Here is a 13,958-nt window from a genome sequence, read left to right on the forward strand (position 1 = left end):
CCATGGGTTGCGACCGGTGCGAGACATCGCCGATCCGTTCGGCCGGATTGCTGATTTCGACGGTCGGAGTGGATGTGGTCCTCCATACGCGGATCAGCGAAAGTGGTGCCTCCCAGATTCTCGAGAGTGTGCTCCAGCAGATCGGGCCAAAAACGATCTTGGGGGCCGAGCCGGCACCGGTGGCCCCGGTCGACCGCACCGACCACCGGCTCAGCCGACAGAACCGGCGCATCGTCCCCAGGACGACGCCCTCCGCGTGATCATCGCCGCCGAAGGGGCTCGTCGCGTGGCGGGCGGGGGCGAGGCCGTGCAAGTCCGGATGGTTCACATCTGTGCCTCGGTCGGCAGAGCGGTCGGCGAATCCGATCACGCACTCACCCTGCTCTACGCAGACCTCGCGGTCGCGGTGGAAGCTACCTAATTTGAGAGATCGGGTGGTGATCTCCCACACAAGTGATTACGCGTGGGTGCTCTTGGTTGCCGTTGTCGCAGGAATCAGGCCGATCGCCCTGGTCGGGATACTTGCCCTTATTATCGCATAATCTCATATTTATGATGATCGTTCGTTCTGCTCGTTTTGCCGCGATTTCGGCAGCACGGAGTACCCGCAAAGGAAACGGGGCCGGACACCGCCACGGGAGAGCGGTGTCCGGCCCCGTTCGGGACCTGCCTTCGGCATCAGGCCCTCCGCCGTCGCGGAGGGCCCGATGCGCCTACCTGTTACCGGTAGTCGCGTCCGAAGTCGTAGTCGTCCAGCGGCACCGCGGCACCGGTGCCCGTGCCGAACACGTCGGGGCTGTAGTAGCCGTCGTCGTAGCTCGGCAGCGCGTAGGCGGCCGCGCGGGCCTCCTCCGTGGGCTGGACCTGGATGTTGCGGTAGCGGTTGATCCCCGTACCTGCCGGGATCAGCTTGCCGATGATCACGTTCTCCTTGAGCCCGACGAGCTTGTCGCGCTTTCCGTTGATCGCGGCATCGGTGAGGATCCGGGTGGTCTCCTGGAACGAGGCCGCGGACAGCCACGACTCCGTGGCCAGCGAGGCCTTCGTGATCCCCATCAGCACCGGGCGGCCGGAAGCCGGCTCGCCGCCCTCGGCCACCACCTGGCGGTTCTGCGTCTCGAAGTCCGACCGCTCGGCCAGTGCGCCGGGCAGGAACTCCGTGGAACCGGAGTCGATGATCGTGACCCGGCGCAGCATCTGCCGGACGATCACCTCGATGTGCTTGTCGTGGATGTCCACGCTCTGCGTGCGGTACACCTTCTGCACCTCACGCACCAGGTGCAGCTGCACCTCGCGCGGACCCATGACCCGCAGCACCTCGTGCGGGTCGGCCGTGCCCTCGAGGAGCAGCTGGCCCACGTGCACGTGGTCGCCGTCGGCCAGCGGACGCTCCTGGCCATCGGCATTGGTCATGGCGAGCCACTGCCGCTTCGACAGCTTCTCGTAGATGATCTCCTCGCCGCCGTCGTCGGGCGTGAGGGTGATCTTCCAGAAGCGCTCGCCGTCCTCGATCGAGATCCGGCCGTCGACGTCGGCGATCGGCGCCTTGCCCTTCGGGACGCGAGCCTCGAAGAGCTCCTGCACACGGGGCAGACCGGTCGTGATGTCGTCGCCCGCCACACCACCGGTGTGGAAGGTACGCATCGTCAGCTGGGTGCCGGGCTCACCGATCGACTGCGCCGCGACGATGCCGACGGCCTCGCCGACGTCCACCAGCTTGCCGGTGGCCATCGAACGGCCGTAGCACATGCCACAGATGCCGGTGGCCGACGTGCAGGTGAGCGGGCTGCGCACCTTGATCGTCTTGACTCCGGCCGCAACCAGCGCGTCGAGCGCGGGGTCGCCGAGGTCGCCACCCTTGGCCACGATGACCTCACCGTCCGGACCGCGCACCTCTTCCGCCGAGCAGCGGGCGTAGATGCTGGTGCGGATGTAACGGTGCGGGATCCGCGTGCCGTCGGCGGTCTCCTCGGTGACCTGCATGGTGACGCTGCGCTCGGTGCCACAGTCGACCTCGCGGACGATGACGTCCTGCGACACGTCCACCAGACGACGGGTCAGGTAACCCGAGTCGGCCGTGCGCAGCGCCGTGTCCGCCAGACCCTTGCGGGTGCCGTGCGTGGAGATGAAGTACTCCAGCACCGACAGGCCCTCACGGAAGTTGGCCTTGATCGGACGGGGGATGTACTCGCCCTTCGGGTTGGCCACCAGACCACGCATACCGGCGAGCTGCCGGACCTGGGTCATGTTGCCCGCCGCGCCCGACTTCACGATCGTCGGGATCGGGTTGTCCTCGGGGAAGTTCTCCTCCATCGCTCTGGCCACCTCTTCGGAGGCCTGGCTCCAGATCTTGACCATCTCGTCGTTGCGCTCCTGGTGGGACAGGGCGCCCCGCTGGTAGCGCTTGTTGACCTGGTCGGCCTTGATCTCGTAGCCGTCGAGGATCTGCTGCTTGTTGGGCGGCACCACGACGTCGGAGATCGCCATCGTGACCCCGGAGCGCGTGGCCCAGTAGAAGCCCGCGTCCTTGAGCCGGTCGAGGACCTGCGCGACCTCGGTCATCGAGTACCGCTCGGCCAGAGCGTTGATGATCGCGGCCTGGCGCTTCTTCGGCAGCGGCTCGTTGACGAAGGGGTAGTCCGGCGGGAGCAGGTCGTTGAACAGCACCCGCCCCAGCGTGGTCTCGGCCAGCCACGGGTCGCCCACGTTCCAGCCGATCGACTCCGCGATGGCGACCGGCGGGGTGACCCCCTGGAGCCGGATCTTGACCGGCGCCTGCAGGTGGAGCACCTTGCGGTCGTAGGCCATGATCGCCTCGGACAACGACGAGTACACGTTGCCCTCGCCCGGTGCGCCCTCGCGCAGCCGGCTGAGGTGGTACAGACCCGTGACCATGTCCAGACGCGGCATCGCCAGCGGCCGCCCGGAGGCGGGCGACAGGATGTTGTTGCTGGACAGCATCAGGACGCGGGCCTCGGACTGCGCCTCGGCCGACAGCGGCAGGTGCACCGCCATCTGGTCACCGTCGAAGTCGGCGTTGAACGCCTCGCAGACCAGCGGGTGCAGCTGGATGGCCTTGCCCTCCACCAGCTGCGGCTCGAAGGCCTGGATACCGAGACGGTGCAGGGTCGGTGCACGGTTGAGCAGCACCGGGTGCTCGGAGATGACCTCTTCGAGCACGTCCCACACCTGCGAGCGGCCACGCTCGACCATGCGCTTCGCGGACTTGATGTTCTGCGCGTGGTTGAGGTCGACCAGCCGCTTCATGACGAACGGCTTGAACAGCTCCAGCGCCATCTGCTTGGGCAGGCCGCACTGGTGCAGCTTCAGCTGCGGGCCGACCACGATGACCGAACGGCCCGAGTAGTCGACACGCTTGCCGAGCAGGTTCTGGCGGAACCGGCCCTGCTTGCCCTTGAGCAGGTCGGACAGCGACTTGAGCGGGCGGTTGCCCGGTCCGGTGACCGGCCGGCCGCGGCGGCCGTTGTCGAACAGCGCGTCGACGGCCTCCTGCAGCATCCGCTTCTCGTTGTTGACGATGATCTCGGGCGCGCCGAGGTCGATCAGTCGCTTGAGGCGGTTGTTGCGGTTGATGACCCGGCGGTACAGGTCGTTCAGGTCGGACGTGGCGAAGCGGCCACCGTCGAGCTGCACCATCGGGCGCAGGTCCGGCGGGATGACCGGGACGCAGTCGAGCACCATGCCCATCGGGCTGTTGCCCGTGGTCTGGAACGCCGCGACGACCTTGAGGCGCTTGAGGGCGCGGAGCTTCTTCTGCCCCTTGCCGCTGCGGATGGTCTCCCGCAGGTTCTCGGCCTCGGCCGGGATGTCGAAGTTCTGCAGCAGGGTCTGGATCGCCTCGGCGCCCATCGCCCCGGTGAAGTAGTCGCCGTAGCGGTCGTAGAGCTCGCGGTAGAGCCCCTCGTCCGCGATCAGCTGCTGCACGTCGAGCTTCGAGAAGGTGGTCCAGATCTCGTCGAGCCGGTCCAGCTCACGCTGTGCGCGGTCCCGGAGCTGGCGCATCTCGCGCTCGCCACCCTCCTTGACCTTGCGGCGGACGTCGCTCTTGGCGCCCTCCGCCTCCAGCTCGGCCAGGTCGGCCTCGAGCTTCTGGGCCCGCGCCTCCAGGTCGGCGTCGCGGCGCTGCTCGACCCGCTTGCGCTCCACGCTCATCTCGGTCTCGAGCGTGGACAGGTCGGTGTGGCGCAGCTCCTTGTTCACCGAGGTGATGACGTAGGCCGCGAAGTAGATGATCTTCTCGAGGTCCTTGGGCGCCAGGTCGAGCAGGTAGCCCAGGCGGCTCGGCACACCCTTGAAGTACCAGATGTGCGTGACCGGGGCGGCCAGCTCGATGTGGCCCATCCGCTCACGACGCACCTTGGCGCGCGTGACCTCCACGCCGCAGCGCTCGCAGATGATGCCCTTGAAGCGGACGCGCTTGTACTTGCCGCAGTAGCACTCCCAGTCCCGGGTGGGGCCGAAGATCTTCTCGCAGAAGAGCCCGTCCTTCTCCGGCTTCAGGGTGCGGTAGTTGATGGTCTCGGGCTTCTTGACCTCGCCGTGCGACCACTGGCGGATGTCCTCAGCGGTGGCCAGGCCGATGCGCAACTCGTCGAAGAAGTTGACGTCGAGCAAATTCGTGTCCTTCGTTCGTTATTCGGCTCTGGGCGGGTCAGTTGACGACGTCGTCGACGGTCATCGAGTCGGATCCGGGGCGGCTGGACAGGTTGATGCCCAGGTTCGCCGCGGCCCGCTCGAGGTCCTCGTCGTCGGTGTCGCGCATCTCGATCGCCGCACCGTCGCTCGAGAGCACCTCGACGTTCAGGCAGAGCGACTGGAGCTCCTTCAGCAACACCTTGAAGGACTCCGGGATACCCGGCTCCGGGATGTTCTCGCCCTTGACGATCGCCTCGTAGACCTTGACCCGGCCCACCACGTCGTCGGACTTGATGGTGAGCAGTTCCTGCAGCGTGTATGCCGCGCCGTAGGCCTGCATCGCCCAGCACTCCATCTCGCCGAACCGCTGGCCACCGAACTGGGCCTTACCGCCCAGGGGCTGCTGCGTGATCATCGAGTACGGACCGGTGGAACGGGCGTGGATCTTGTCGTCCACGAGGTGCGCCAGCTTCAGGATGTACATGTAGCCGACGGCGACCGGGAACGGGTACGGCTCCCCGGAACGCCCGTCGAGCAGCTTGGCCTTGCCGTCGGACTTGACCATCCGCTCACCGTCGCGGTTGGGCAATGTGGAACCGAGCAGACCCGTGATCTCGTTCTCCTTGGCGCCGTCGAAGACCGGTGTGGCGGTCTTCGTGCCGGCGGGCACGGAGTAGAGCTCCTCGGGCATCTTGGACGCCCAGTCGGGCGTGCCCTCGATGTCCCAGCCCGACTTGGCGATCCACCCGAGGTGGGTCTCCAGCACCTGGCCGATGTTCATCCGTCGCGGCACACCGTGGGTGTTCAGGATGATGTCGACGGGGGTGCCGTCCTCCATGAACGGCATGTCCTCGGCAGGCAGGATCTTGCCGATGACGCCCTTGTTGCCGTGGCGGCCGGCGAGCTTGTCGCCGTCCTGGATCTTGCGCTTCTGGGCCACGTAGACGCGGACCAGCTCGTTGACCCCGGGGGCCAGCTCGTCCTCGTCGTCGCGGGAGAAGACCCGGATGCCGATGACCTTGCCGTTCTCGCCGTGCGGGACCTTCAGCGACGTGTCGCGCACCTCGCGCGCCTTCTCGCCGAAGATCGCGCGCAGCAGGCGCTCCTCCGGGGTCAGCTCGGTCTCGCCCTTCGGCGTGACCTTGCCGACCAGGATGTCGCCCGGCTGCACCTCGGCACCGATGCGGATGATGCCGCGCTCGTCGAGGTCGGCGAGGACCTCCTCGGAGACGTTCGGGATGTCCCGGGTGATCTCCTCGGCGCCCAGCTTGGTGTCGCGGGCGTCGATCTCGTGCTCCTCGATGTGGATCGACGTGAGCACGTCGTCCTGCACCAGGCGCTGCGAGAGGATGATCGCGTCCTCGTAGTTGTGGCCCTCCCACGGCATGATCGCCACGAGCAGGTTCTTGCCCAGGGCCATCTCACCGTTCTCGGTGCACGGCCCGTCGGCGATGACCTGGCCGGCCTCGACGCGGTCGCCCTCGTCGATGATCGGCTTCTGGTTGTTGCACGTGCCCTGGTTGGACCGGCGGAACTTGTTGAGCCGGTACGTGGTGCGCGTGCCGTCGTCGGCCATGACGGTGATGTAGTCGGCGCAGAGCTCCTCGACCACACCGGCCTTGTCGGCGACGAGGACGTCACCGGCGTCGACCGCGGCGCGCAGCTCCATGCCCGTGCCCACCAGCGGCGACTCGCTGCGCAGCAGCGGCACCGCCTGACGCTGCATGTTGGCGCCCATCAGCGCGCGGTTGGCGTCGTCGTGCTCGAGGAACGGGATCAGCGCCGTGGCGACCGACACCATCTGCCGCGGCGAGACGTCGATGTAGTCGACGCCCACCGGGGAGATGTAGTCGACCTCGCCGCCCTTGCGGCGGACGAGGACGCGCTCCTCCTGGAAGTTGCCGTCGTCGTCGAGCGGCGCGTTGGCCTGCGCGATGACGAAGCGGTCCTCCTCATCGGCGGTGAGGTAGTCGATCTGCTCGGTGACCCGGCCCTCGCTGACCTTGCGGTACGGGGTCTGGATGAAACCGAACGGGTTGACCTGCGCGAACGTGGACAGCGACCCGATCAGGCCGATGTTCGGGCCCTCAGGCGTCTCGATCGGGCACATCCGGCCGTAGTGGCTGGGGTGCACGTCGCGGACCTCGAAGCCCGCGCGCTCACGGGACAGACCACCCGGGCCCAGCGCCGACAGGCGGCGCTTGTGCGTGAGGCCGGCCAGCGGGTTGTGCTGGTCCATGAACTGCGACAGCTGCGACGTGCCGAAGAACTCCTTGATCGCCGCCACGACGGGACGGATGTTGATCAGGGTCTGCGGCGTGATCGCCTCGACGTCCTGCGTGGTCATCCGCTCGCGGACGACGCGCTCCATCCGGGACAGGCCGACGCGGACCTGGTTCTGGATCAGCTCGCCGACCGTGCGCAGGCGCCGGTTGCCGAAGTGGTCGATGTCGTCGGTCTCGACGGGGACCTCGATGCCGCCGTTGCCCTCGGCGTCGGCGCCGACCGTCATCGTGGTCTCGCCCGCGTGGAGCCGGACGAGGTACTCGATGGTGGTGGCGATGTCCTCCTCGGTCAGCGTGCCGACCGAGTTGTCGAGGGTGAGGCCGAGCTTCTTGTTGGCCTTGTACCGGCCGACCTTGGCGAGGTCGTAGCGCTTGTCCTTGAAGAACAGGTTCTCCAGCAGGGTCTGCGCGCTCTCGCGGGTGGGCGGCTCGCCCGGCCGCAGCTTGCGGTAGATGTCGAGCAGCGCCTCGTCCTGCCCGGCGGTGTGGTCCTTCTCGAGCGTGGCCATGATCGTCTCGGAGAACCCGAAGCGGGCCTGGATCTGCTCGGCCGTCCAGCCCAGCGCCTTCAGCAGCACGGTGACCGGCTGGCGACGCTTGCGGTCGATGCGGACACCGACGGTGTCGCGCTTGTCGACGTCGAACTCCAGCCAGGCACCCCGGCTCGGGATGATCTTGACGGAGTAGACGTCCTTCTCCGTCGTCTTGTCGATGCTGTGATCGAAGTAGACGCCGGGCGACCGGACGAGCTGGGAGACGACGACACGCTCGGTGCCGTTGATGATGAACGTGCCCTTGTCGGTCATCACGGGGAAGTCACCCATGAACACCGTCTGGCTCTTGATCTCGCCGGTGGTGTTGTTGGTGAACTCCGCGGTGACGAACAGCGGCGCACCGTAGGTCATGTCCTTGTCCCGGCACTCCTCGACCGAGGCCTTGACCTCGTCGAAGCGCGGGTCGGAGAAGGACAGCGACATCGAGCCGGAGAAGTCCTCGATCGGGGAGATCTCGGTGAGGATCTCCTCCAGGCCGCCCATCGGGTTCTCGTCGCCGGCATCGATCCGTCGCTGGAACCACGCCTCGTTGCCGACCAGCCACTCGAAGGACTGGATCTGCAGATCGAGGAGGTCGGGCACCTCGAGGGGCTCGCGGATCTTCGCGAAGGTGACCCGGGTGGGCGCCCCGGGGAAACTCGGGTTGGCCGAGACGGCCGCGGGCACGTGGGTCGCGAGGGGGCTGGTGGCGCGGGACGAAGCCAAGATGCGTCCTTCCGAGAACTGCGCTCTCGTCTGGCGGGCACCGGCTCCATCGCGCTACCGTCTGCTCGTCCGGCCCGGGCGGGAGGTCCGGGTCGAACGTGCTCGCGGATGCAGGATCCGGCGCACGCCGTCTGTTGTCATGGCGCAGCCGCCGACCCAGACGCGCGAGGGCACCGAAGGGATCTCCCGATGGGGGACTCCGCCTGAGCGCACGCGTGGCTGGACGAGGGCAGCGCAAAGAGGCAGTCTAGCTGCAAATGCAGCGGCTGTCGAGACAGGTCACCGAGACAACCATCGAGACCTAAGAGTGACTTGACCGGCGCACCGCGTCAAGACTCTACGCGGCGGTAAATGGTCCTTTTCGCGGGATGACCGGCAGGAACGTCCCGTGGTAGACGCCACGGCCGCGCGACAGGCCGTTGAGCCAACCGCCCATCGACCGATACTGCCACGTCCGTCGCCCGCACCCGTTCGTGGCCCCGTCCACCCGGCCGGGTGGTCCTTGACACACCGACGTGGCCGCCGAAGGCTCGACGGCGATCAGGTTCGCGTCCTCGACGGCGGCAACGGGTCTCGGCGTCGGCGGCCGCCCGACGAGGAGACAACGATGTCCCACATTCCCTCCATGGCCGACCTGCTCGGCGCCGACACCCCCTCCAACTGGGGCCGCTGGGGCCCGGACGACGAGCTCGGTGCGCTCAACTACCTCGACGCGGCCGAGGTGCTGCGCGGCGTGCGGCACATCCGCACGGGCGAGGTCTTCACCCTGCAGATCCAGATGGGCCGCACCGACGGTCCGGGCGATCCGCTGTGGCCCGGACGGGAAGGCATCAAGCGGCAGAACATCCTCGACGAGAGCACGTGGGACGGCGAGGGCGCCCCGCAGTTCCCCGGCGGCCTGCACTACGCGGACGACACGGCTCTGATCTTCCTGCAGGGCTCCACGCAGTACGACGCGCTGGGCCACGTCTGGTACGACGGCAAGCTCTGGAACGGCTACGACGCCCGGTCGACCGTCGGCGGGATGGACAAGGCCTCGGTGCTGCCGATCGCGGAGAAGGGCGTGGTGGGGCGCGGGGTGCTGGTCGACATGGCCCGGCACCGTGGCAAGGGCTGGCTGGACAAGGGCGAGACGTTCGACCACGAGGACCTGGAGGCCGCGGCGAAGGCCCAGGGCGTCGACATCGAGCCGCACGACGTGCTCTGCGTGCGCACCGGCTTCATGAAGTACTGGTACGAGCTCAACGACAAGAAGGAGTTCTACGACGGCTTCAACGAGCCGGGGCTGACCTACTCGCGTGAGCTCGTGGAGTGGTTCAAGGGCCGGGAGATCCCCAACCTCGTCACCGACACGATCGCCAACGAGGTGACCTACGAGCCGGGCACCGGGGTCGCCCTGCCCCTGCACTGCGCGCTGATGCGCAACCTGGGCGTGGCGCTCACCGAGATCGCCTGGCTCGACGACCTGGCCGACGCGTGCGCCGCCGACGGCCGGTGGAGCTTCCTCTACGTCGCCGCCCCGCTGAAGGTCGTCAACGGCACCGGCGCGCCGGTCAACCCGGTGGTGATCCGCTGACATGGGCGGCTACGACGAGCGGCCGTGGCTCGCCCGGTACGACGAGGGCCAGCCGTCCGACATCGAGCCCGAGTTCACCGACGCGCTGGCGATGTTCCGCGCCTCGGCGGAGCGCAACCCCGACGGCGACATCCTCCGCTACTTCGACGGCCGGATCACCCTGCGCGAGCTCGACGAGCTCTCCGACGCGTTCGCGGCCGGCCTGCTCGACGCCGGTTTCTCCGCGGGCGAGCGGGTGGCGCTGTACCTGCAGAACGTGCCCCAGTTCGTCATCGCGCTGGTGGGCACCTGGAAGGCGGGCGGGATCGCCGTCAACATCAACCCGATGAACCGGGCGCGCGAGCTCGACCTGCTGCTGCGCGACTCGGGCGCCACGGTGCTGGTGTGCCTGCAGGGCCTGTACCGCGACGTCGCGGAGTCGGTGGCCGGCGACGCCGGCGTCACCACGGTGATCACCACGTCGGAGCTGGAGTACCAGACGCGGGACGACCCGCGGGTCTTCTCCGGGACGGAGCGCATCGACCTGCCCGGCACCGTCGACATGGCCGGGCTCATCGACCGGTTCCGCGGGCACCGCCCACCGCCGGTGTCCTTCTCCCCCGGCGACACCGCCGTCCTGACCTACACCTCCGGCACCACCGGGCCCCCGAAGGGCGCGATGAACACCCACGGCAACGTGGTGTTCAACAGCCAGGCCTACCGGCAGTGGTGCGGCCTCGGCCAGGACGACGTGGTGCTCGGGGTCGCCCCCCTGTTCCACATCACGGGCCTGATCTCGCACGTCACGCTCTCGCTGTTGCTCGGGGCACCGCTGGTGCTGTTCTGCCGCTTCGAGCCCTCGCTCGCGATCGAGACGATCCGCGACGAGCGTCCGACGTTCACCGTCGGGTCGATCACGGTCTTCATCGCACTGATGAACGCGCCCGACGCGGAGCGGGACGCCCTCGCGTCCCTGACGAAGATCTGGTCGGGAGGGGCGCCAATCCCGCCGTCCACCGTCACGGCGTTCTCCGCGACGTTCGGGCAGTACATCCACAACATCTACGGGCTGACCGAGACCACCTCCCCGTCGCACGGCGTGCCGCCGGGGGCCGAGGCGCCGGTCGACAAGGCCTCCGGCGCCCTCTCGGTCGGCGTCCCCATCTACAACACCGTGGTGCGCATCGTGGGCGACGACGGCGAGGACGTCCCGCCCGGCGAGATCGGCGAGATCGTCACGACCGGCCCGCAGGTCGTCCCCGGCTACTGGAACAAGCCAGAGGAGACGGCGGCCGCGATCCCGGGGGGTGCGCTCCACACCGGCGACGTCGGGTACATGGACGACAACGGCTGGTTCTACATCGTCGACCGCAAGAAGGACCAGATCAACGCGGGCGGCTACAAGGTGTGGCCCCGCGAGGTGGAGGACGTGCTGTACGAGCACGAGGCCGTGCGGGAGGCCGCGGTCGTGGGCGTCCCGGACGAGTACCGGGGCGAGACGGTCAAGGCGTTCGTCAGCCTCCGCCCCGGCCGGACCGTGAGCGCGGAGGAGCTCATCGCCTTCGCCAGGGAACGGATGGCGGCCTACAAGTACCCCCGGCAGGTGGAGTTCCTCGACGAGATCCCGAAGACCGTGACGGGCAAGCTGCTGCGCCGGGAGCTGCGCACCCGCGAGCAGGAGTCCTGACACCGACACCCCGCCCCCGCCCGCGAGTCGCCCGACCCGTGCCCGCGAGTCGCCCGATCCCGGCGCGCGAGTCGCCCGGTTCGGCTGCGCGAGTCGCCCGACCCGCGCCCGCGAGTCGCCCGGTTCGGGTGCGCGAGTCGCCCGTTCCCCGGGCCCCGGTGATCGCTGCGAGACCCGAGGATCCGCCCCGCAAAGGGCCAAAGACCGAGTCGCGAACCGATCACCGGCCGGCAGCGACCCCGAGCTGCGCGACATGGACACATATCGCGGTGCGGGGGCCCGTCCGAACAGCCACATGTGTCCATGTCGCTGCCGCCGGGGTGGCGGGTACCCGGGACGCATGGCTGTGGGGAGGCGTCGGCGGGTGTTCGCCGACCGCGCCGAGGCCGGGGAGCGGCTCGGCGCGCAGTTGGGCGGACGGACGTGGACCGACCTCGTCGTGCTCGGCCTGGCCCGGGGCGGGGTGCCGGTGGCCGCCATGGTGGCCGCGACGCTCGGCGCTCCGCTCGACGTGGCCGTGGCGCGCAAGATCGGGGCGCCGGGCCGGCCGGAGTGGGGCGTCGGTGCCGTGACCGCGGAGGGGCCCGTCGGATGGGACGTGGCGGCGCTGCGCCGAGCCCGGTCGAGCACGGCGGAGCTGGCCGGGGAGGCCGCCCACCAGCAGGCGGAGGCGGGCCGGCAGCTGCGGCGCTACCGGGCGGTGGCCGAGGCGGTGCCCGTCGCTGGTCGTGACGTGGTGCTCGTCGACGACGGCCTGGCCACGGGCGTGACCGCGCGGGCGGCGCTCGCCCGGCTGCGCGGTGCCGGGCCGCGGCTCGTGGTGCTGGCCGTGCCGGTGGGCCGGGCGGGGACCGCGGCCGCGCTACGGGCGGACGGCGCGGCCGACGAGGTGGTGCTGGTCACCGCGCCGTCGGTGCTCGGCGCGGTGAGCTGCTGGTACCGCGACTTCGACCAGACCTCCGACGCCGAGGTGCTCGCCGCGCTGGCCGCCTCGCGATGACCCGGACATGCGCGAGGGGCGGCACCCGGATCGGGTGCCGCCCCTCGGCGTGGTGCTACCGGTGCGCGGTGATCAGCTCAGGCTGACCTTGGCGCCGGCCTCCTCGAGCTTGGTCTTCGCGGCGTCGGCCGCGTCCTTGGCCACGCCCTCGAGGATCGGCTTCGGGGCCGACTCGACGAGGTCCTTGGCCTCCTTGAGGCCAAGGCCCGAGACGAGCTCGCGGACGACCTTGATGACCTGGATCTTCTTGTCGCCTGCGGCCTCGAGGACGACGTTGAACTCGTCCTTCTCCTCGGGGGCCTCAGCGGCGGCGGCGGGGCCTGCGGCGGCCGCAACGGCGACCGGGGCGGCCGCGGTGACGTCGAAGGTCTCCTCGAACTTCTTCACGAACTCCGAGAGCTCGATCAGGGTGAGGTCCTTGAAGGCGTCGAGCAGCTCGTCGGTGGACAGCTTCGCCATGATGGCGCTTCCTCTCTTGGGGTGGAACTACGCAGGTGGGGTGGTGCTCAGCTCTCGGCGGGAGCCGGAGCCTCGGTGGCGTCGGTGGTGTCGGCGTCGGTGTCGGCGCCTGCCGGAGCCGCACCGCCCTCGTCCGCGCGCTTGTCGGCCAGGGCCTGCGCCAGGCGGGCCACCTGCGACGCCGGAGCGGCGAACAGGCCTGCGGCCTTGGCCATGGTGCCCTTCATCGCGCCGGCCAGCTTGGACAGCAGGACCTCACGCGACTCGAGGTCGGCCAGCTGGTTGACCTCGGCGACGGTCAGCGTGCGACCGTCCATGAAGCCGCCCTTGATCACCAGGGCCTGGTTGGCCTTGGCGAAGTCGCGCAGCGCCTTGGCCGCGTCGACGGGTTCACCGGTGATGAAGGTGATCGCCGTGGGGCCGACGAGCAGCTCCTCGAGGCCTTCGACGCCGGCGTTCTCAGCCGCTCGCTTCACCAAGGTGTTCTTGGCGACGCGGTAGGTGGCGCCCTCGCCCAGCGAGCGGCGCAGCGTCGTCAGCTGGGACATGGTGAGGCCGCGGTACTCGGTGACCACCGAGGCGGACGAGCCGCGGAACCTCTCGGCGATCTCGTCGACCGCCGTGACCTTGTCAGATCGGGCCATCCCTTGCCTCCTCTCGGTTGTCGGGGTGGTCGTGCACGTGACTGACCCACCGTCGACGGACCCGGGAGAAGACGAACGCCCCGGCGCAGGAGCGCACGGGGCGTGGCGGACGGCGCGCAGCAGCGCACCTCGCGGTGACCTCGTCCTCCTGCGCGGGCCGGCCGCTGTCGCGGAACCTTCGTACGCCGACGCCGATCGCTCGTCGGCGGCGTAGACCTGCGGTCTTCGGTGGAACCGTCATCCAGGGTACGCGACGGACGGCGCCGGCCGACACCGGGCCGCGACCCCGCTCCGAGAAATGTCGGACCCGCCCGTTACGGTCGAACACATGTTCGATACAACGGTGAAAGCTCAGGCCGGAACGGCGGCGACCCCGCCCGCCGGTGCGGTCGTGCGAGTGCAGCGGATCGGGG

7 protein-coding genes are annotated in these 13,958 nt (G+C 69.1%); 3 read left to right on the forward strand and 4 right to left on the reverse strand.

Going from position 1 to position 13,958, the window contains the following annotated elements:
• Positions 1 to 720: 720 nt before the first annotated feature.
• Together ACQPZA_RS33050 and ACQPZA_RS33055 are read right to left on the reverse strand one after the other, a co-directional pair.
• Positions 721 to 4,635, reverse strand: coding sequence for a DNA-directed RNA polymerase subunit beta' (locus ACQPZA_RS33050; protein WP_433276017.1), 3,915 nt, complete (start codon positions 4,633 to 4,635; stop codon positions 721 to 723).
• Positions 4,636 to 4,672: 37 nt separating this feature from the next.
• Positions 4,673 to 8,200 (reverse strand): DNA-directed RNA polymerase subunit beta, encoded by a 3,528-nt coding sequence (locus ACQPZA_RS33055; protein ID WP_211173732.1) that lies wholly within the window; start codon positions 8,198 to 8,200, stop codon positions 4,673 to 4,675.
• Between the two features lie 607 nt (positions 8,201 to 8,807).
• On the opposite strand from ACQPZA_RS33055, the gene ACQPZA_RS33060 reads away from it, so the two are divergent.
• The 3 genes from ACQPZA_RS33060 (at position 8,808) to ACQPZA_RS33070 (ending at position 12,442) form a co-directional block, all read left to right on the forward strand.
• Positions 8,808 to 9,776, forward strand: a complete 969-nt coding sequence (locus ACQPZA_RS33060; protein WP_433276019.1) for a cyclase family protein — start codon at positions 8,808 to 8,810, stop codon at positions 9,774 to 9,776.
• A gap of 1 nt (position 9,777) precedes the next feature.
• Positions 9,778 to 11,442: a long-chain-fatty-acid--CoA ligase gene (locus ACQPZA_RS33065; RefSeq protein WP_433276021.1), complete on the forward strand. Its 1,665-nt coding sequence runs from the start codon at positions 9,778 to 9,780 to the stop codon at positions 11,440 to 11,442.
• 340 nt (positions 11,443 to 11,782) lie between these two features.
• Positions 11,783 to 12,442 carry a phosphoribosyltransferase gene (locus ACQPZA_RS33070; protein ID WP_433276023.1) on the forward strand — a complete coding sequence of 220 codons (660 nt, stop codon included), beginning with the start codon at positions 11,783 to 11,785 and terminating at the stop codon, positions 12,440 to 12,442.
• A 72-nt stretch (positions 12,443 to 12,514) separates the two neighbouring features.
• Here the strand turns inward: ACQPZA_RS33070 and rplL are convergent, their stop codons facing one another.
• Together rplL and rplJ are read right to left on the reverse strand one after the other, a co-directional pair.
• On the reverse strand, positions 12,515 to 12,901 hold the full coding sequence (gene rplL / locus ACQPZA_RS33075; protein ID WP_169399981.1) for a 50S ribosomal protein L7/L12: 387 nt from the start codon (positions 12,899 to 12,901) through the stop codon (positions 12,515 to 12,517).
• Positions 12,902 to 12,948: 47 nt separating this feature from the next.
• Positions 12,949 to 13,545, reverse strand: coding sequence for a 50S ribosomal protein L10 (gene rplJ / locus ACQPZA_RS33080; RefSeq protein ID WP_169399980.1), 597 nt, complete (start codon positions 13,543 to 13,545; stop codon positions 12,949 to 12,951).
• Positions 13,546 to 13,958: the final 413 nt, after the last annotated feature.

The sequence above is a fragment of the Pseudonocardia xinjiangensis genome (assembly GCF_050948425.1).
In the GTDB taxonomy this organism is placed as follows: Bacteria; Actinomycetota; Actinomycetes; order Mycobacteriales; family Pseudonocardiaceae; genus Pseudonocardia; species Pseudonocardia xinjiangensis.